Below are 16,582 nucleotides of genomic sequence, written 5' to 3'. Positions count from 1 at the left end.
GCGGGTTTCGGGCGAATTGCGCGGGCAATGTAAGCTACGCGAACTTGTCACCTCCCCCACTCTCCGAATTCCGCAATACGTCATGCCCGCCCCCCGTTTCTACTGCGACGCCCCGCTGACCGCCGGCGCCCGCATCGCCCTGCCGGAAGCGCTTGCCCATCACGCCCTGCGCGTGCTGCGCCTGCGGGCCGGCGAAGCCGTCACGCTGTTCAACGGTCAGGGCGGCGAGTACCCCGCGGTGCTGGAAGTCGAGGGCAAGGCCGGATTCGCCCAGTTGGGCGACTTCAATCCGCGCGAAGCTGAACTCAGTGGGCGCATCATCCTGGCCCAGGGCCTGCCGTCGGGCGACAAGATGGATTGGGTGGTGGAGAAAGCCGTGGAACTGGGGGCGGCCCGGGTCAGCCCCATCGCCGCGCAGCGCAGCGTATTGCAGTTGTCCGGCGCCCGGCTGGAAAAGCGCGTCGCGCACTGGCAGCGCATCGCGCAATCGGCCGCGGAGCAATGCGGCCGCAACCGGTTGATGACCGTCGACGCGCCGCTGACGCTGGAAGACTGGCTGGCCCAGCCTGCCGACGGCCTGCGCGTGCTCTGTCACCCCGAGGCCGAGCAAGACCTGGCCGGCATGCTGCAAGGCGCATCGGATCAGACGGGCATCACCCTGCTGGTCGGGCCGGAAGGCGGCTGGTCGGACAAGGAACTGGAAGCGGCCCGCAAGGCGGGTGTGCAGGCCGTGCGCTTCGGCCCCCGGGTGCTTCGCACCGAGACGGCCGGGCTGGCGCTGCTGTCGGCGATCAGCGCCCTGCGCGGGTGGTAGGTCAGTCGTTCTCGCCGTAAGGGGCAGCGGCCACGCCGGGCTCGGGTTCGGGATGCGCGCCGGCGTGTTCGATCACATAGGCAAACACGCGGCCGTTTTCGTGCGCGAAATCCGCGGCATCGGAGCACACGGTTTCGATGCGGCCGGCGTCCTCTTCAAGTGCCGGATCACCGGAATGCAGGCGGTACAGCCACAGCACCACGCCGGATTTGTGATCCAGCACCGTGTCGCACAGGCAGTCGTACAGGGCGTCGAGATTGCCGCCGAAGTATTCAGGAAAATCCACCGCCTTGACGATGGCGCGCAATACGGCCGAGCGGCTGCGGCACGGGTCGCAATTGGCAACAAACAAGGACAGGCCAAGTTCGTGCGCGGCGTCCACCACGGCCTTCTTGTCGAGCCCGTCGTGAGCCAGCGCACCGCCGCGCATCAGCTGCCGCTGCAAAGTAGATTGGCCATTGCGCGTCATGCCTGTGCCTCCCTGAAAAAGGCGATCACTTCATCGTTACGTCGCATCGTATCGGCATAACCCAGTTCTATCAATCGCTTGGTGTAGCCGGCTTCGAACAGGAGGTAGGACATCAGCGCCCCGCCCCCCGGACGGTTTGGATCGGACGATACACCGAGTACGCGGAAAAGCGCACGCGCTTGTGCGGGCATATCGTGCAAATGTTCAAGCGCCATCAAATCCAGCGACTGGCTGGGCGTGATCGTCAACACCTCGATGCGGCGCACGGTGGGCGGCGCGCCGTTCGGACCGGCGTGGTCCATCAGGTAATTGATGCGCTCCAGACGCTCGACATCCGCCGACAACCCATCCAGGAAGATGCTGGACAGCGCATGACCACCGACCTGCGCCAGCGACGGATACGGCGGCGAATCCTCGCGATTCTCAGGGTGGGTGTCGTCGCGGTAGCCCGTGCCGATCACCATGACGCGGTGCGCGCCCAGGTGGATCGCCGGACTGATAGGCGCAAGCTGGCGCATCGAACCGTCGCCGCACCATTCGCCCTTGCCGTGCACCTGCACCTGGCGCGCCGGAAAGACAAAGGGAATGGCCGACGAGGCCATCAGGTGTTCGATGCCGATGGGCGTGGGGATGGCCAGCCGCAGGTAGCGGTGCCAGGGTTCGATCGGGGTGTGCGCCTGGTAGAACGTCAGGTGCTCCCCGCTGGTGTAGCCCGACGCGGTGATGGCCAGCGCGGACAGCGAACCGCTCTCCAGGTTGGAACGCAGATTGCTGAAGTCCAGCACGCGTTCCAGCAGCCCCTGCATCGGCGTGTTGTCCAGCAGCGAGTGCGGACGCTTGCGCGTCAAACCGGAATACATCCACCCCAGCGACAGAAGGCCCAGCCACCGCACGCCGGTGCGGATCAGCCCGGGCGCGTCGGCCCGGTAGATCATGTCGGTGTTCAGCGACGACCACAGGCGGCGGATGCGACGCACGCCCAGATGGGGCCGGTCGGCGCGGCAGGCCAGCGCGGCGGCGTTGATGGCGCCGGCGGACGTGCCGCAGATGATGTCGAAGGGGTTCTGGAATCGGGAATGCCAGTCCGGGTCCAGCAGCTCCATGATGGCGCTGAGCACCCCGACCTGATAGGCGGCGCGCGCGCCGCCGCCCGTCAGGACCAGGCCGGTGGGCGTGCGCGGGCACGCCCTGCCGGCCGGTTTGACTTCAACGTGGCGTATTGACATCGACCACCGTCATCGCGGTCATGTTGACGATGCGGCGCACGGTGGAGCTGGAGGTCAGGATGTGCACGGGGGCATTGGCGCCCAGCAGGAACGGACCCACCGCGACGTTGCCGCCCGCCGCCGTCTTGAGCAGGTTGTAGGCGATGTTGCCCGAGTCGACGTTGGGGCACACCAACAGATTGGCTTCGCCCTTGAGCGTGGACGACGGCAGGATGCGCATGCGCAGGGCCTCGTCCAGCGCGCAATCGCCGTGCATTTCGCCGTCGATTTCCAGTTCCGGATCCATCTGCCGCACCAGTTCCAGCGCGCGGCGCATCTTGGCGCCCGACGCCGAGCTGCCCGAACCGAAATTGCTGCGCGACAGCAGCGCGGCCTTGGGCGCCAGATACATGCGGCGCATCTCGCGCGCGGCGGCCACGGTGAATTCCGCGATCTGCTCGGCCGTGGGTTCGTCGTTCACGTGCGTGTCCACCAGGACCACCGTGCGCTCGTTGAGCAGCAGGATGTTCATGGCGGCATACACGTTGTGGCCCGGACGGCGGCCGATCACTTCATCCACGAAACGCAGGTGATCGTGATACGCGCCGACGGAGCCGCAGACCATGCCGTCGGCATCGCCCAGGTGCACCATCATCGCGCCGATCAGCGTCATACGGCGGCGCATTTCCACGCGCGCCATTTCCTTGGTGATGCCGCGGCGGCACATGCGTTCCCAGTAGGTCGTCCAGTACTGGTGGAAGCGCTCGTCGTATTCGGGGTTGGTGACTTCGACGTCCTCGCCCAGGCGTAGACGCAGGCCCAGCTTTTCGATACGGGTCAGCAGCACCGACGGGCGGCCGACCAGGATCGGGCGGGCCAGGCCTTCGTCCACCACTACCTGCACGGCGCGCAGCACGCGCTCGTCTTCGCCTTCCGCGAACACGATGCGCGCCGGGCCGCCTTCGCGCACGATGCGCTTGGCCGCCGAGAACAGCGGCTTCATGAACGCGCCCGAGTGGTACACGAATTGCTGCAGCTGTTCTTCGTAGGCTTCCAGATCGGCCAGCGGACGCGTGGCGACGCCGCCTTCCATCGCGGCCTTGGCCACCGCCGGCGCGATGCGCACGATGAGGCGCGGATCGAAGGGCTTGGGGATCAGGTATTCGGGGCCGAACGAAATGTCGAACGTGCCATAGGCGGCCGCCACGACTTCGTTCTGTTCTTCCTCGGCCAATTCGGCAATGGCGTACACCGCCGCCTTTTCCATTTCGCGCGTGATGGTCGTGGCGCCCACGTCCAGCGCTCCACGGAAGATGTACGGGAAGCACAGCACGTTGTTGACCTGGTTCGGGTAGTCCGAACGGCCCGTTGCCATGACCACGTCGTCGCGCACACCGTGCGCCACTTCCGGCAGGATTTCCGGCGTAGGGTTGGCCAGCGCCAGGATCAGCGGACGCGAGCCCATGGTGGCGACCATTTCGGGCTTCAGCACGCCGCCGGCCGACAGGCCCAGGAACACATCGGCGTCCTGGATCACCTCGGCCAGCTTGCGGGCGTCGGTCTTCTGCGCAAAGCGCGCCTTGTCCGGATCCATCAGCGTGGTGCGGCCTTCGTAGACCACGCCCTCGATGTCGGTCACCCAGATGTTTTCCAGCGGCAGGCCCAGATCCACCATCAGGTCCAGGCACGCCAGCGCCGCGGCGCCCGCGCCCGACGTAACTACCTTGACCTGCTTGATGTCCTTGCCCACGACCTTCAGGCCATTGATGAAGGCCGCCGACACACAGATCGCCGTGCCGTGCTGGTCGTCATGGAAGACGGGAATCTTCATGCGTTCGCGCAGCTTGCGCTCGACGGTGAAGCACTCCGGCGCCTTGATGTCTTCAAGGTTGATGCCGCCGAACGTGGCTTCCAGGCCGGCAATGATCTCGACCAGCTTGTCCGGGTCGGTTTCGTTGATTTCGATGTCGAAGACATCCAGGCCGGCGAACTTCTTGAACAGCACCGCCTTGCCTTCCATGACGGGCTTGGAGGCCAGCGCGCCGATGTTGCCCAGGCCCAGCACCGCGGTGCCGTTAGTGATGACGCCCACCAGATTGCCGCGGGCCGTGTAACGGAACACGTTGGCCGGATCCGCCACGATTTCCTCACAGGCCGCCGCCACGCCGGGCGAGTACGCCAGCGCCAGATCGCGCTGGTTCGTCAGCTGCTTGGTCGGCGTGACCGAGATTTTGCCGGGGCGCCCGTGCTCGTGATATTCAAGGGCGGCTTTGCGAAGGTTGGCATCCATAGGGCGGCTACTGGCTAGAGTGTGTGACACGAAAGAGGGAGGAATTCTATTCCCATGACGGGCCGTGCGATACGCGGGCCCTGCGCTTTCTTGAGGTCGAGCGCCGGAATCTTACAGCAAGCTGAACGTTTGTCAGACTTCGGGCCACAGGAGTTCCGGGAAGCAGCCGTCGGGGTCGAACTGGGTTTTGACGCGGCCGTCCAGGCGGACGGTTGCCAATCCCGGGGCAGCCGGTTCAGGCCGGGACGCGGTCGCGGCGCCGGTACGGACATCGTCGCCGGGCGGCACGTCAACCAGCACCGCGCCCTGCAGCCAAGCCAGCGTGCCGCCGTGTCCCAGCAGCAATTGCGCCAGGTTGACGGTGGCCGGCGTGACGGGCTTGAGCGCGTCCAGCCGGTAGCGGCCCAGCCAGTGATAGCCGTCGTTGGTCGCGAATGCATCACCGCCGGACGCAAGCTGGAACAGCGCCGGCACCAGGCGCTGCACGGTCGCCGACCGCAGCGGCTGCACGTCGGTTTCGCCGAACGCGCCCAGCGTTTCCTCGATGCCATCGGCCAGCAGAACGTCCGCCGCTACGAGGCCCGAGGCCGCGCAATGGCCCGCCGGCCAGGACGCCGGCGCCGCCACCCACTGGGCCAGCGTCATGTCGCCCGGCAGCCCGGCGAACTGCCGCAGCCCCGCGCTGGCCAACGCCGCCACGGTCACGCCGGGCTGCGCGTGCCACCGTGGTGCATCCCCGTCCAACCGGGTCAATCCGGCCAGCAAGACGGGATCCACCCGCAGGCGCGGTCGGGCCGAGGGCGCGAAGGGTCCCGCCGCCCCTTCCAATTCCAGCGTCACGTGGTACTCGGCGCAGAGCTTGCGCGCCTGGACGACGTCGGCCCCGGACGCCGGCGTGAGCATGGCGCAGGTGCCGTCCGCCCCGCCCTCGCCCAGGTCGCGGACCTTGCCGCGGCACACCAGCGCCAGGCGTTGCACGAAGGCCGCCCACGGCGTCTGGACGGGTCGCCGGCCCATGAGAAAGGCGCGCCGGGATGGCTGCATGACTACAATTCCTTTTTTGCTAGATGACGCTTTCGAGATTCCGATGCCCCGCCTCGCTACCCGCACTCACGATTTCCTGACGTTCCAGGTGATGGAACTGTTCAAGCAGGCGCAGGCGCTGCAGGCGGCCGGAAAGGACATTATCAGCCTGGGCATCGGCGAACCGGACTTTACCGCGCCACCCCAGGTGGTGGAAGCGCTGGACCGCGCCGCGCGCGCCGGCCTCAGCGGCTACAGCCCGGGCGCGGGCATCGCCCCGCTGCGCGAGGCCATCGCGCAGTTCTACCGCGACCAGTTCGGCGCCGCCATCGACCCGCGGCGCGTCATTGTGACCGCGGGCGCCTCGGGCGCCCTGACGCTGGCCTGCGCGGCGCTGGTGAATACCGGCGGCGAGGTGCTGATGCCCGATCCGTCGTATCCGGCGAACAGCAATTTCGTGTTGGCCGCGGGCGGCGTGCCGCGCCTGATTCCCAGCACGGCGGCAAAACGCTTCCAGCTGTCCGCCGACGACGTCGCGCGTCACTGGACGCCCGCCACGCAGGGCGTGATGGTGGCCTCGCCCAGCAATCCCACCGGCACGTCGATCGCCCACGGCGAGCTGGCCGAGCTGCTGGCGCAGGTGCGCGCCCGCGACGGCTTTGCCATCGTCGACGAAATCTATCTGGGGCTGTCCTATGACGGCCAGCCGCGCTCGGCGCTGACGCTGGACGACGACGTCATCGTCATCAACAGCTTCTCCAAGTACTTCCACATGACGGGCTGGCGCCTGGGCTGGATGATCGTGCCCGACGACATGGTCGCGCCGGTGGAAAAGATTGCCTCCAGCCTGGCGATCTGCGCGCCCACGCTGGCCCAGCACGCCGCGCTGGCCTGCTTCACGCCCGCCGCGCTGAAGACCTTCGAACACCGCCGCGAAGCCTTCAAGCAGCGCCGCGATTACCTGCTGCCGGAATTCGAGCGCCTGGGCATCGACGTGCCGGTCAAGCCGGACGGCGCCTTCTATATCTATGCCGATATCAGCAGCCTGGGCATGGACAGCGCCGCGTTCTCGCAGCGCCTGTTGCTGGAAGCCGGCGTGGCCGCCGTGCCGGGCCTGGACTTCGGACCGGCGCACGCGGCGCACACCATGCGGTTTTCGTACGCCACCGGCCTGGACCGCCTGGAAGAAGCGGTCGCGCGGATGGGCGTGCTGCTGCAGCGCTGACCCTGCTGTGCCGTCCCCATGAAAAAGGCGCGTCCTTGCGGGACGCGCCTTTTTTTTTCAGAACGGACAGCGCGGATCAGTCGCGCGCCAGCGCAATGCCCGACGCCAGCGCCAGGCGCCGGCGTTCCGCCTGCACCTTGGCGCCGTAGCCGTTGTCGTCCGGGCCCGTGGCCCCCACGTAACACGCCAGCCCGCCGTCGATCGAACCGCGGCGGTTGATGCAGTCGCGCAGGATCGTGGCGCCGACGCCGATGTTGGCGGCCGGGTCCAGCGGATTCTTGCCGACCGCGTCAAACTTGTCCTGGTGCACGCTGGTCATGACCTGCATCAGGCCCTGTGCGCCCACATGGCTTTCGGCCAGCGGGTTGTAACGCGATTCGATGGCGATCACGGCCAGGACCAGCAAGGGGTCCAACTGCTTTTCGCGGCTGACCTTGTACACAGTGTTCAGCAGCGGACCGGTCGCGTCATACGCAACCTTGTACTTGCGCGAGATATAGTTGCGCAGTGCTTCGGCCTGCGGTCCCGTAGCCGCCGACGCGGTCTTTTTGGGTGCGGGCGGCGCGACACGAGCCGGCCCCAGCATGCCGGTGGCGTTGCTGGCGGGTGCGGTGGGTACGGCCATGGCAATTGCCGACGAGGTGTCGGCACCCAGTTCGGAGCCGGCTTCGGACTCGGAGCTGGCCTGCATGGATGAAGGCGCGAGGGCGGTCAACAAGGCTTTGTGCACTTGCAATGCCTGGTCGCGCAAACCAGGCAGGGCGAATCCCATGCTTACCGTCACAATGACCGCGATGCCCAGGTAGACAGAGCAAATGCGCAGGGATTCGGCAAGATATTGGTGCACTCCTTGGGCCATGTTCCTGAACAGGCTGGCCACTGACGCATCGGGCATAAAACCTCCTGCGTAAAAAAGAGGGAGTCAATGTTAACCTCTCTTTGAATCCGAAATGTAACCAAATCGCTGGGATCTGTAGTGAAATACCGCGACCTTAGAGACTTCATCGCCCAACTTGAACGAATGGGCGAACTCAAACGCATTGCTGCGCCGGTGTCGACGCAGCTTGAAATGACGGAGATTTCCGACCGCGTGCTGCGGGCCGAAGGCCCCGCCCTGCTGTTCGAAAACGCCCGCCACAACGGCCAGCCCGCGCAGATGCCGGTGCTGGCCAATCTATTCGGCACGCCTGCCCGCGTGGCGCGCGGCATGGGCGCCGACAACGTCAGCGCGCTGCGCGACATCGGCGAACTGCTGGCCTCGCTGCGCGAACCCGAGGCGCCCAAGGGCCTGCGCGATGCGCTGGCCAAGGTGTCGATGCTGAAATCGGCGCTGTGGGACATGAGCCCCAAGAACGTCAAAAGCCCCGCCTGCCAGGAAATCGTCTGGGAAGGCAAGGACGTGGACCTGAACCGGCTGCCCATCCAGACCTGCTGGCCGGGCGACGTGGCGCCGCTGCTGACGTGGGGCCTGGTCATTACCCGCGGTCCCAACGCCAAGCGCCAGAACCTGGGCATCTACCGCCAGCAGTTGCTGGGCCCGAACAAGCTCATCATGCGGTGGCTGTCGCACCGCGGCGGCGCACTGGATTTCCGCGACCACGCGATCGCCAACCCCGGCACGCCCTTCCCGATTGCGGTGGCGCTGGGCGCCGACCCGGCCACCACGCTGGGCGCCGTCACGCCGGTGCCGGACAGCCTGTCCGAATACCAGTTTGCGGGGCTGCTGCGCGGTTCGCGCACCGAAGTCGCGCAGGCGCTGGGCAGCAACCTGTCCGTGCCCGCGTGGGCCGAAATCGTGCTGGAAGGCCATCTGCTGCCGTCCTCGGACCCGCGTGCCATCAAGCCCGTGGTGCCCGAAGGCGTCAATCCCCCGCCCGACACCGGCTACGAAATGGCGCTGGAAGGTCCGTACGGCGACCACACCGGCTACTACAACGAGCAGGACTGGTTCCCGGTCTTCACCGTCGAGCGCATCACGATGCGCCGCAACCCCATCTATCACTCCACCTACACCGGCAAGCCGCCCGACGAGCCCGCCGTGCTGGGCGTGGCGCTGAACGAAGTCTTCGTGCCGCTGCTGCGCCGCCAGCTTCCGGAAATCGTGGATTTCTACCTGCCGCCCGAAGGCTGCAGCTACCGGCTGGCCGTGGTGTCGATCCGCAAGCAGTACGCGGGCCACGCCAAGCGCGTCATGTTCGGGCTGTGGAGCATCCTGCGCCAGTTCATGTACACCAAGTTCATCGTGGTCGTGGACGAGGACATCAATCCGCGCGACTGGAAGGAAGTGGTCTGGGCGATGACCACCCGCATGGATCCGGTGCGCGACACGTTGCTGGTGGAGAACACGCCGATCGACTACCTGGACTTCGCGTCGCCCGTGTCCGGCCTGGGCGGCAAGATGGGCCTGGACGCCACCAACAAGTGGCCGGGCGAGACGAATCGTGAATGGGGCACTCCCATCACGATGGACGCGGATGTCAAGAAGCGCGTGGACGATATGTGGGGGCAGTTGGGACTGTAGACGCGCCACTGCCTGCGCATAAAAAAACCCCGCCGCCTGGCCGGGCCCGCATTGCTGGACGAAAGTCTGGCGGTGCGGGACCGGTTGAGCGGCGGGGTTTTTATCTGGCAGCTGGCGTCAGTCGCGTTCCCGGTCGTCGTCCTGGCGCGCGCCGCGCCAGGCCTTCAAGAGCTGCCAGCCCACGAAGGCGCCGCCGGCCAGCTTCAACAGCTTGCCGCGCTTGCCGCCACGCATGAACATGGCGGACAGCGACGAACTGATGATGGGATAACGCCGCGCCATCGTGATGGCCTGCAACGCCCAGCGGGACGCGCCGCCAGACGCCAGACCCGGCAGCATGCCGCGGATGAGCGCGCTGGGCTCGAGCCTGCGCCCGGCCGACACGATGTTCTGTGCCAGCGACTCGCGCTCGATGGCCGCGCGGGCGCGCAGCAATTCGATGCGCACGGCGCGGTCGACAGTCGGAGATCTTTTCGACATGGCTTAGAACTCCTCGCGCCGGCGCACCGGCGTCTCGTCGTCGGCATGCATGTCGCGCACCCGGTCCAGCAGTTCCGCATCCCGGCCCAGCTCTTCGAGCGTGGCCGAAAACGGCGTCTGTCCGTACACGAGTCCGTGGCGCACCACCAGCAACAACACCACGCCGGCCACCCCATAGAACGCCGCCAGCAGCCCGAGGGCCAGATAGCGGTCTTCCGTGGGCCAGAACGCCACGGCGATGGTGATGGTGGCCACCAGCACCGCCAGCGTCAGAAATAGCAGGGCCGCAAACGCGAGGCCCAGCAGCTTGAGCAGGCGCGCCTTTTCGTCCGCGGCTTCCAGAGCCAGCAGCTCCAGCCGCGTGCGCATCAGCCCGACCAGGCTGGAGGCAACACCGAAAACAGTTTTTCTTAGACCCATGGCTGAAAGAACGCCGGGCGGCAGGCAACGGCATGAAGCCGTGCCTGCCGCCCGGACGTCCTGCCCTGTCAGCGGCGGCTGATCAGCAAGCCGAGCAGCAGGCCGGTCACGCCTGCGACCCCGATGGCTTGCCAGGGATTGTCGTGCACGTAGTCATCCGTCGCACGGGCAGCCTTGCGGCCACGTTCGAGGACGGCGTCTTGCGCTTCGTACAGGGCCTCGCGCGTGCGCCGCAGCGAGGTCATGGCGCGGTCGCGCAGTTCGTTGGCCTTGTCGCCGGTGCTGCTGGCGGCTTCGCGCAGCAGGCTTTCGGCGTCGTTCAGGCTGGTCTTGACACTGTCCATGAGTTTTTCTTTTGCGACGTCTTCGGATTTTCTCGTTGCCATTTTCTGAGCTCCTGTTGTGTGTCCATGACGGAAACGATGATACCAGCGGCCATGCGGGCGGAAACGCCCGCTTGCTACCGGGTGCTACTTGATCTGCGTAATCTCAACGGCGGATTTCACGCCGCCCTGATCGATGTCCTGCTTCATCACCAGATTCACGGCCGGGCAATACCAATCGGTGACCGTCGTGTTCATGCCGGGGATGGGAATGGTCAGGCCCTGAAACGTGGCCATCGTGGGATCCGAATTGCGCGTGTAGGTGATCGGGTGGCACGACTGCTTGCCCAGTGCGGTGTCCATCGAGGTCTTCTGACCAACCGATTTTTCACCGATGCGCACCGTGGTGCTGGGCTGGCCGCCCACCGGCGCTTCCTTGCCGATCTTCAGGCGGAACGACGAACCGGGCAGCTTCTGGCCCGCCGCCAGCTTGCCGTCGTAGGCAAAGAGACCCAGCATGCGCAGGTCGAACTGGCCTTCGGAAGGCTTGGGCGCTTCGCCCGCGCTGGCGTAGCGCAGGAAGGTGGCTTGGCCGCCCTTGACGGTCATCAGGTAGTCGAGCTTGGACTTGCCGGGCGGCAGGCCCGCGTAGCTGAATCGGGCAACGCCCTGCACGCGCGCGCGGCAGTTGTCGCCATTGCTTTTTGTAACTTCGGCGAAGGTCAGATCCGCGCCCAGCGCCAGATTGCCCGAGCCGGTTAGTTGGACGGCGCCGCCGTCGTGCATGAACTTCGCGTCACACACGCCGGCCTGCGCCGTAGCGGCCGCGCCCAACGCGCCGGCCGCAAAAACCAGGGATGCCATTTTTCGCATCGTCGTCACAAGCCACTCCAGAAATCCGAAAGCGCCGTCCCGCCTTGGGGACAGCTGGCTTGATACTACACCGGTTGCCGTGCCCGGCGTATGTCCGAACGTGTCGTCACGCCAGCACCGGCGCCGCGGGGGCGCGCGCCATCAGCGCCTGGATCTCCGGCACGCACGAACCGCAGCCGGTGCCGCAACCCAGCGTGTCCTTCAGCCCCGCCAGATCGCAGCCGCCTTCGATGCCTTTCAGGATGGCCGCTTCGCTGACGCCATTGCAGACGCAGAGGGTGCGCGAACGCACCGCGCCCGCAACGCGTCCCATCAGCAGCGCCGCGATGCTGGCGGGCGCCTCGCCTCCCGCAGCCCACGCCAGCAGCGGCTCCTGCGCGCGCAGGTCGCCCGTCAGCAGAAAGGCATGCAGCGTGCCTTGGCCGGCGCTGACCCGGCGCAAATAGCCGCGCGCCGGATCGTCGTACGCCACATCGGGACGCCGCAGGTCCAGCGTGTCTGCCAACTCGTGCAGCACGTCGGCTTCTGGCGCGACGCGGCTGGCGAGCCGCAACCGGACGCCGCCCGCGCCCACCGGCAGGACGACGGCATAGTCGAAGCGGTGCAGCCAGGGCGCCAGCCGGGTGCGCAGCGCCGCTGCATCGCCCTGCCGCCACGCCGCCGCCTGCCACGCAAGGCCCGCCCGCTCGGCGCGCACGGCGCTGAATTTGAGCTCGGGCTGGCGCGATATCGGATCGGCTGCCGGGTTGGTCAGCGCGTTCACGCCCAAGCCGGCCATGAACGCGCTACCCCAGTGCATCGGCACGAAGGCCTGGCCGGGAAGCAGCGACGCGTCCGCCTGCACCGGCAGCACCAGCGCGCCGCGCCGCGACTGCAGCCGGGCCAGTGACCCGGGCGCCAGATCCAGGCGGCGCATGTCCTCCGGATGCAGCGATACCCATGGCTCCTCGACATGCTGCGTCAGCACGCGAGCCAGCGAGGTGCGCGCCATCGTGTGCCAGTGATCGCGCAACCGGCCCGTCGTCAGTTGCAGCGGAAAGTCGCCGGAAACGGTTTCGGCGGTCGGCCGCCATGCGACGTCGCAGAACCGGGCGCGGCCGCTGGTGGTGGGAAACACGCCGTCGGCGTACAGGCGCGCGGTGCCCTGCCCCGCCCGGTACGGCCATTGCTGCGGTCCGTGCTGCGCCAGCACGGCGTAATCCACCGTGCTGTAGTCCAGGTCCCGGCCGGCGGTCATGCGGGCGTGCTCGGCAAAGATCTCGCTTTCGTCGCGATAGGCAAACAGCGCCGCCTTGGCCGGCGCGATGCGCGCCGCGAGCCGCTGCGCAACTGCCTGGGCCAATCGCCAGTCGGGCTGCGCGTCGCCGGGCGGCGCGATGGCGGCGCGGACCCGGCTGATGCGCCGCTCGGAGTTGGTCACCGTGCCGGATTTCTCGGGCCAGGTCGCCGCGGGCAGCACCAGGTCGGCATGGGCCAGCGTCTCGGTGCCGGCAAATGCCTCCTGCACGATGACGAACTCCGCGCGGGCCAACGCGGCCCGCACGCGCGCCTGATCCGGCAGCGACTGCGCGGGATTGGTTGCCGCGATCCACAACACCTTGATGCGCCCGTCCAGCACCGCGTCGAACATGTCGAGCGCCGTGGCGCCTGGCGCGTCGGGCAGGCGCTTCAGCCCCCACAGCCGCGCGACCTCGGCGCGGTCCGTGGCCGACGCGGGATCGCGATGGCCCGGCAGCAGGGTCGCCATGCCGCCCGCTTCCCGCCCGCCCATGGCGTTGGGCTGGCCCGTCAGCGAAAACGGCCCCGCGCCGGGACGCCCGATCTGGCCGGTGGCCAGATGCAGGTGAATCAGCGCCGCATTCTTGTCAGTGCCCGCCACCGACTGGTTCAAGCCCATCGTGTACAGCGACAGCGCCGCCGGCGCCTGGCCGAACCAGCGCGCCGCCTGGACGATGTCCTGCGCCGGCACGCCGCAGAGGCGCTGCGCCGCCTCGGGTGTCACCGTTTGCACGCGCGCCCGTAGCGTCTCGAAGCCCTCGGTATGGCGCGCGATGTAGTCCTCGTCGACCAGCCCCTCGCGCAGCATCACATGCAGCATGGCGTTGAACAGCGCCACGTCGGACCCTGGCGCGATCGGCAGATGCAGGTCGGCAAACGCCGCCGTGTCGGTGCGGCGCGGGTCGATCACGATCACCTTCATGTGCGGCCGGCTGGCCCGCGCGGCTTCCAGCCGGCGAAACAGCACGGGGTGCGCGTAGGCCATGTTGGACCCGGCGATCAGCACGGTGTCGGCCAGTTCCAGGTCTTCGTAGCAGGCGGGCGGCGCGTCCGCGCCCAGCGTGCGCTTGTAGCCCGACACCGCGCTTGACATGCACAGGCGCGAATTGGTGTCGATGTTGTTCGTGCCTGCCAGCGCCCGCGCCAGCTTGTTGAAGACGGCATAGTCTTCGGTCAGCAACTGTCCGGACAGATAAAAGCCCACGGCATCCGGGCCGTGCCGGGTAATCGCGTCGGCCAGCCGGTCCGCGGCGATGTCCAGCGCCTGCGCCAGCGCGACATCCTCAAGGGGCTGATCGCGCGCCGAACGCCATTGCGCCGACAACACGCGCGCGTCATCGCGCCGCACGGTGTCGGCAAGCGCCAGACCTTTGCTGCACAAGCGGCCGCGATTGGCCGGATGCGACTCGTCGCCGCGCACGCCAACGACCGCACCATCGCGCACCTGCACGCGCACCCCGCAGCCGGTGCCGCAATAACAGCAGACCGACGCCACGTCTCGCGCCGCTTCGTTGACGATTTCAATCCGTCGCGCCATCGGCATGTCCATGTCCTACTCCGCCCCCGCTTCGCCCAGCATCAGCCGGTCGCGCAGCGCGCCGATGCCGACGCCTTCGCGGATCAGCCGCACGTACCAGGCGCTGTCCGCCGTATCGCCGTACAGGCAGGCGCCGACCAGGCGGTCGTCGCGAATAACCAGTTTCTTGTAGACGCCGCCCGGCATGTCGGCCAGCGTGATCGTCTCGGTCTGCGCGCCGCCCGCGAAGTTGCCCGCGGAGAAAAGGTCGATGCCGGTCACCTTGAGTTTCGTCGACGTGACGCTGCCCTCGTAACGGCCGATGCCGTGCAGCGCAAGGTGATTGGCCGCGACCTTGGCCTGCTCGAACAGCGGCGCGACCAGCCCGTAGGCCGTGCCACGGTGGCTGACGCATTCCCCCACCGCATAGATGCGCGGGTCGAACGTCTGCAAGGTGTCGCTCACCACCACCCCCCGATCCACATGCAGTCCACAGCGTTGGGCCAGTTCGGTGTTGGGCCGCACCCCGGCGGCCATTACCACCAGATCCGCCGGGACTTCCGTGCCGTCGGCAAAGCGCACCGCGCGCACGCGCCCGTCCGTGCCGCCCAGGATCGACTCGGTCTGGTGCTGGAGCAAAAACGTCAGCCCCCGCGCTTCCAGGTTTTCGCGCAGCAGCGCGGCAGCCTCGCCGTCCAGTTGGCGGTCCAGCAACGCCGCGCCCAGGTGCACCACCGACACGGTCATGCCGCGCGCCGCCAGGCCGTTGGCGGCCTCCAGGCCCAGCAATCCGCCGCCGATCACCACCGCGTGACGGTAGCGCGTGGCGGCGTCGATCATGTGATTGACGTCGCCGATGTCGCGAAACGCCACCACGCCGTCCAGATCATGACCCGGCACCGGCAGGATCAAAGGCGTGGACCCGGTTGCCAGCAGCAGCCTGTCGTAAGGCGTACGAGAACCGTCGTCGGCCTGCACCACGCGCCGCGCGCGATCGATATCCGTCACCGTGCGGCCGCGCAGCAGCCGGATGCCGTGGCGTGCATACCAGTCCTCGTCGTTCAGCACGATGTCCTGCAGCGTGCGTTCGCCGGTCAGCACGGGCGACAGCAGGATCCGGTTGTAGTTGGTGTGAGGCTCGGCGCCGAACACCGTGATGTCGTAGAGATCCGGCGCGAGCGTGAGCAGCTCCTCCACGGTGCGAATCCCGGCCATCCCGTTGCCGACCACGACCAGCTTCTGCCTGGCTTGCATGACAGACCTCCTACGCGGCGGCGCGTGCCGTCGCCGCTGCTTCTTCCAACGGCGCGGGCACAACCGACAGGACCGCATTCGCCTGCGCCGCGGCCTGCGAACGTTCGGGATTACCGTGCCGGCGATGCAGAAAGTCCACCACGCCCGCGCGGCACGCAAGATACGTCGGATCGTTGGCCAGCCGCACGCGATCGCGCGGACGGGACAGCGGCACCGGCAGGATCTCCCCGATGGTCGCGGCCGGCCCGTTGGTCAGCATCACGATGCGGTCCGACAGCAGCACGGCTTCGTCCACGTCGTGGGTGACCATGATCGTGGTCGTGCGCGTCTTGGCCACGATCTTGAGCAACTCGTCCTGCAGATGCGCGCGGGTCAGCGCGTCCAGCGCGCCAAACGGTTCGTCCATCAGCAGCACGCCCGGCTCGATCGCCAGCGCGCGCGCGATGCCCACACGCTGCTTCATGCCCCCGGAAATCTCGCGCGGCAGCTTGTTCTGCGCGGGCAGCAAGCCCACCAGGTCCAGCGCGGCGCGCGTGCGCTCGGCCAGCTGGGCGCGCTTTTCCGTGGCGCCGAATACCCGCTCGACCGCCAGGTGCACGTTCTGGAAACACGTCAGCCACGGCAGCAACGAATGGTTCTGGAACACCACCGCGCGGTCGGGCCCCGGGCCGGTGATCTCGCGTTCGGCGCACAGCAGCACGCCGCTGGTCGGCCGGGTCAGCCCGGCGATCAGGTTGAGCAAGGTGGACTTGCCGCAGCCGGAGTGGCCGATCAGCGTGATGAACTCGCCCTGCTCGACCGTCAGGTCGATATCGCGCAGCGCCACGAAGGCGCCCTTGCGGGTGTCGAAGGTCTGACCCACGCGTTCGATGCGTACGAATTTCTTCATGG

14 protein-coding genes and 1 pseudogene are annotated in these 16,582 nt (G+C 67.5%); 3 read left to right on the top strand and 12 right to left on the bottom strand.

What is annotated here, in order from left to right; genetic code table 11:
* Positions 1-82: 82 nt before the first annotated feature.
* Positions 83-814: a 16S rRNA (uracil(1498)-N(3))-methyltransferase gene (locus HV681_RS19225; RefSeq protein ID WP_175124554.1), complete on the top strand. Its 732-nt coding sequence runs from the start codon at positions 83-85 to the stop codon at positions 812-814.
* Between the two features lies 1 nt (position 815).
* Here HV681_RS19225 and HV681_RS19220 read toward each other — a convergent pair whose 3' ends face one another.
* From HV681_RS19220 to HV681_RS19205, 4 genes are all read right to left on the bottom strand, one after another.
* Entirely contained in the window at positions 816-1,283 is a 468-nt protein-coding gene (locus HV681_RS19220; protein ID WP_056570977.1) for a barstar family protein, read from the bottom strand.
* Complete coding sequence (locus HV681_RS19215; RefSeq protein ID WP_246282926.1) at positions 1,280-2,509, bottom strand: patatin-like phospholipase family protein; 1,230 nt, start codon at positions 2,507-2,509, stop codon at positions 1,280-1,282. The genes HV681_RS19220 and HV681_RS19215 overlap by 4 nt, the downstream gene beginning before the upstream one ends.
* Positions 2,490-4,778 (bottom strand): NADP-dependent malic enzyme, encoded by a 2,289-nt coding sequence (locus HV681_RS19210; RefSeq protein WP_175124553.1) that lies wholly within the window; start codon positions 4,776-4,778, stop codon positions 2,490-2,492. The genes HV681_RS19215 and HV681_RS19210 overlap by 20 nt, the downstream gene beginning before the upstream one ends.
* Before the next feature lie 132 nt (positions 4,779-4,910).
* Positions 4,911-5,822 (bottom strand): FAD-binding protein, encoded by a 912-nt coding sequence (locus HV681_RS19205; protein ID WP_175124552.1) that lies wholly within the window; start codon positions 5,820-5,822, stop codon positions 4,911-4,913.
* Between the two features lie 43 nt (positions 5,823-5,865).
* Between HV681_RS19205 and HV681_RS19200 the strand changes: the two genes are divergently transcribed.
* Positions 5,866-7,026 carry a pyridoxal phosphate-dependent aminotransferase gene (locus HV681_RS19200; protein WP_175124551.1) on the top strand — a complete coding sequence of 387 codons (1,161 nt, stop codon included), beginning with the start codon at positions 5,866-5,868 and terminating at the stop codon, positions 7,024-7,026.
* A 76-nt stretch (positions 7,027-7,102) separates the two neighbouring features.
* On the opposite strand, the gene HV681_RS19195 is transcribed toward HV681_RS19200, so the two are convergent.
* Positions 7,103-7,921: a lytic transglycosylase domain-containing protein gene (locus tag HV681_RS19195; RefSeq protein WP_175124550.1), complete on the bottom strand. Its 819-nt coding sequence runs from the start codon at positions 7,919-7,921 to the stop codon at positions 7,103-7,105.
* Between the two features lie 81 nt (positions 7,922-8,002).
* Here HV681_RS19195 and ubiD point away from each other — a divergent pair, with 81 nt between their 5' ends.
* Positions 8,003-9,547 (top strand): 4-hydroxy-3-polyprenylbenzoate decarboxylase, encoded by a 1,545-nt coding sequence (gene ubiD / locus HV681_RS19190; RefSeq protein WP_175124549.1) that lies wholly within the window; start codon positions 8,003-8,005, stop codon positions 9,545-9,547.
* Positions 9,548-9,664: 117 nt separating this feature from the next.
* On the opposite strand, the gene HV681_RS19185 is transcribed toward ubiD, so the two are convergent.
* The 7 genes and pseudogenes from HV681_RS19185 to HV681_RS19155 all read right to left on the bottom strand — a co-directional run bounded on the left by HV681_RS19185 (position 9,665) and on the right by HV681_RS19155 (position 16,580).
* Entirely contained in the window at positions 9,665-10,027 is a 363-nt protein-coding gene (locus tag HV681_RS19185) for a hypothetical protein (RefSeq protein ID WP_175124548.1), read from the bottom strand.
* A gap of 3 nt (positions 10,028-10,030) precedes the next feature.
* On the bottom strand, positions 10,031-10,447 hold the full coding sequence (locus HV681_RS19180) for a phage holin family protein (protein ID WP_175124547.1): 417 nt from the start codon (positions 10,445-10,447) through the stop codon (positions 10,031-10,033).
* Between the two features lie 68 nt (positions 10,448-10,515).
* Positions 10,516-10,833, bottom strand: a complete 318-nt coding sequence (locus HV681_RS19175) for an ElaB/YgaM/YqjD family protein (protein WP_105240220.1) — start codon at positions 10,831-10,833, stop codon at positions 10,516-10,518.
* An 84-nt stretch (positions 10,834-10,917) separates the two neighbouring features.
* Positions 10,918-11,643 carry a hypothetical protein gene (locus HV681_RS19170; protein WP_370633016.1) on the bottom strand — a complete coding sequence of 242 codons (726 nt, stop codon included), beginning with the start codon at positions 11,641-11,643 and terminating at the stop codon, positions 10,918-10,920.
* A gap of 106 nt (positions 11,644-11,749) precedes the next feature.
* Entirely contained in the window at positions 11,750-14,470 is a 2,721-nt protein-coding gene (locus tag HV681_RS19165; RefSeq protein WP_175124545.1) for a nitrate reductase, read from the bottom strand.
* A gap of 18 nt (positions 14,471-14,488) precedes the next feature.
* Positions 14,489-15,691 (bottom strand): annotated as a pseudogene (locus tag HV681_RS19160) (NAD(P)/FAD-dependent oxidoreductase); the annotation flags it as partial.
* Between the two features lie 10 nt (positions 15,692-15,701).
* Positions 15,702-16,580 (bottom strand): ABC transporter ATP-binding protein, encoded by an 879-nt coding sequence (locus HV681_RS19155; protein ID WP_175124543.1) that lies wholly within the window; start codon positions 16,578-16,580, stop codon positions 15,702-15,704.
* Positions 16,581-16,582: the final 2 nt, after the last annotated feature.

Origin of the sequence: Achromobacter animicus (genome assembly GCF_902859585.1) — a bacterium.
Taxonomy (GTDB): domain Bacteria; phylum Pseudomonadota; class Gammaproteobacteria; order Burkholderiales; family Burkholderiaceae_B; genus Achromobacter; species Achromobacter animicus.
Note: the sequence above shows the minus strand (reverse complement) of the source record. Positions and strands in the feature narration are given on the sequence as shown.

Bases quoted from the DNA above. Each gene is read 5' to 3' on its own strand.
- HV681_RS19225 (WP_175124554.1), top strand. From the start codon at position 83: ATGCCCGCCCCCCGTTTCTACTGCGACGCCCCGCTGACCGCCGGCGCC.
- HV681_RS19220 (WP_056570977.1), bottom strand. From the start codon at position 1,283: ATGACGCGCAATGGCCAATCTACTTTGCAGCGGCAGCTGATGCGCGGC.
- HV681_RS19215 (WP_246282926.1), bottom strand. From the start codon at position 2,509: ATGTCAATACGCCACGTTGAAGTCAAACCGGCCGGCAGGGCGTGCCCG.
- HV681_RS19210 (WP_175124553.1), bottom strand. From the start codon at position 4,778: ATGGATGCCAACCTTCGCAAAGCCGCCCTTGAATATCACGAGCACGGG.
- HV681_RS19205 (WP_175124552.1), bottom strand. From the start codon at position 5,822: ATGCAGCCATCCCGGCGCGCCTTTCTCATGGGCCGGCGACCCGTCCAG.
- HV681_RS19200 (WP_175124551.1), top strand. From the start codon at position 5,866: ATGCCCCGCCTCGCTACCCGCACTCACGATTTCCTGACGTTCCAGGTG.
- HV681_RS19195 (WP_175124550.1), bottom strand. From the start codon at position 7,921: ATGCCCGATGCGTCAGTGGCCAGCCTGTTCAGGAACATGGCCCAAGGA.
- HV681_RS19185 (WP_175124548.1), bottom strand. From the start codon at position 10,027: ATGTCGAAAAGATCTCCGACTGTCGACCGCGCCGTGCGCATCGAATTG.
- HV681_RS19180 (WP_175124547.1), bottom strand. From the start codon at position 10,447: ATGGGTCTAAGAAAAACTGTTTTCGGTGTTGCCTCCAGCCTGGTCGGG.
- HV681_RS19175 (WP_105240220.1), bottom strand. From the start codon at position 10,833: ATGGCAACGAGAAAATCCGAAGACGTCGCAAAAGAAAAACTCATGGAC.
- HV681_RS19170 (WP_370633016.1), bottom strand. From the start codon at position 11,643: ATGCGAAAAATGGCATCCCTGGTTTTTGCGGCCGGCGCGTTGGGCGCG.
- HV681_RS19165 (WP_175124545.1), bottom strand. From the start codon at position 14,470: ATGGACATGCCGATGGCGCGACGGATTGAAATCGTCAACGAAGCGGCG.
- HV681_RS19155 (WP_175124543.1), bottom strand. From the start codon at position 16,580: ATGAAGAAATTCGTACGCATCGAACGCGTGGGTCAGACCTTCGACACC.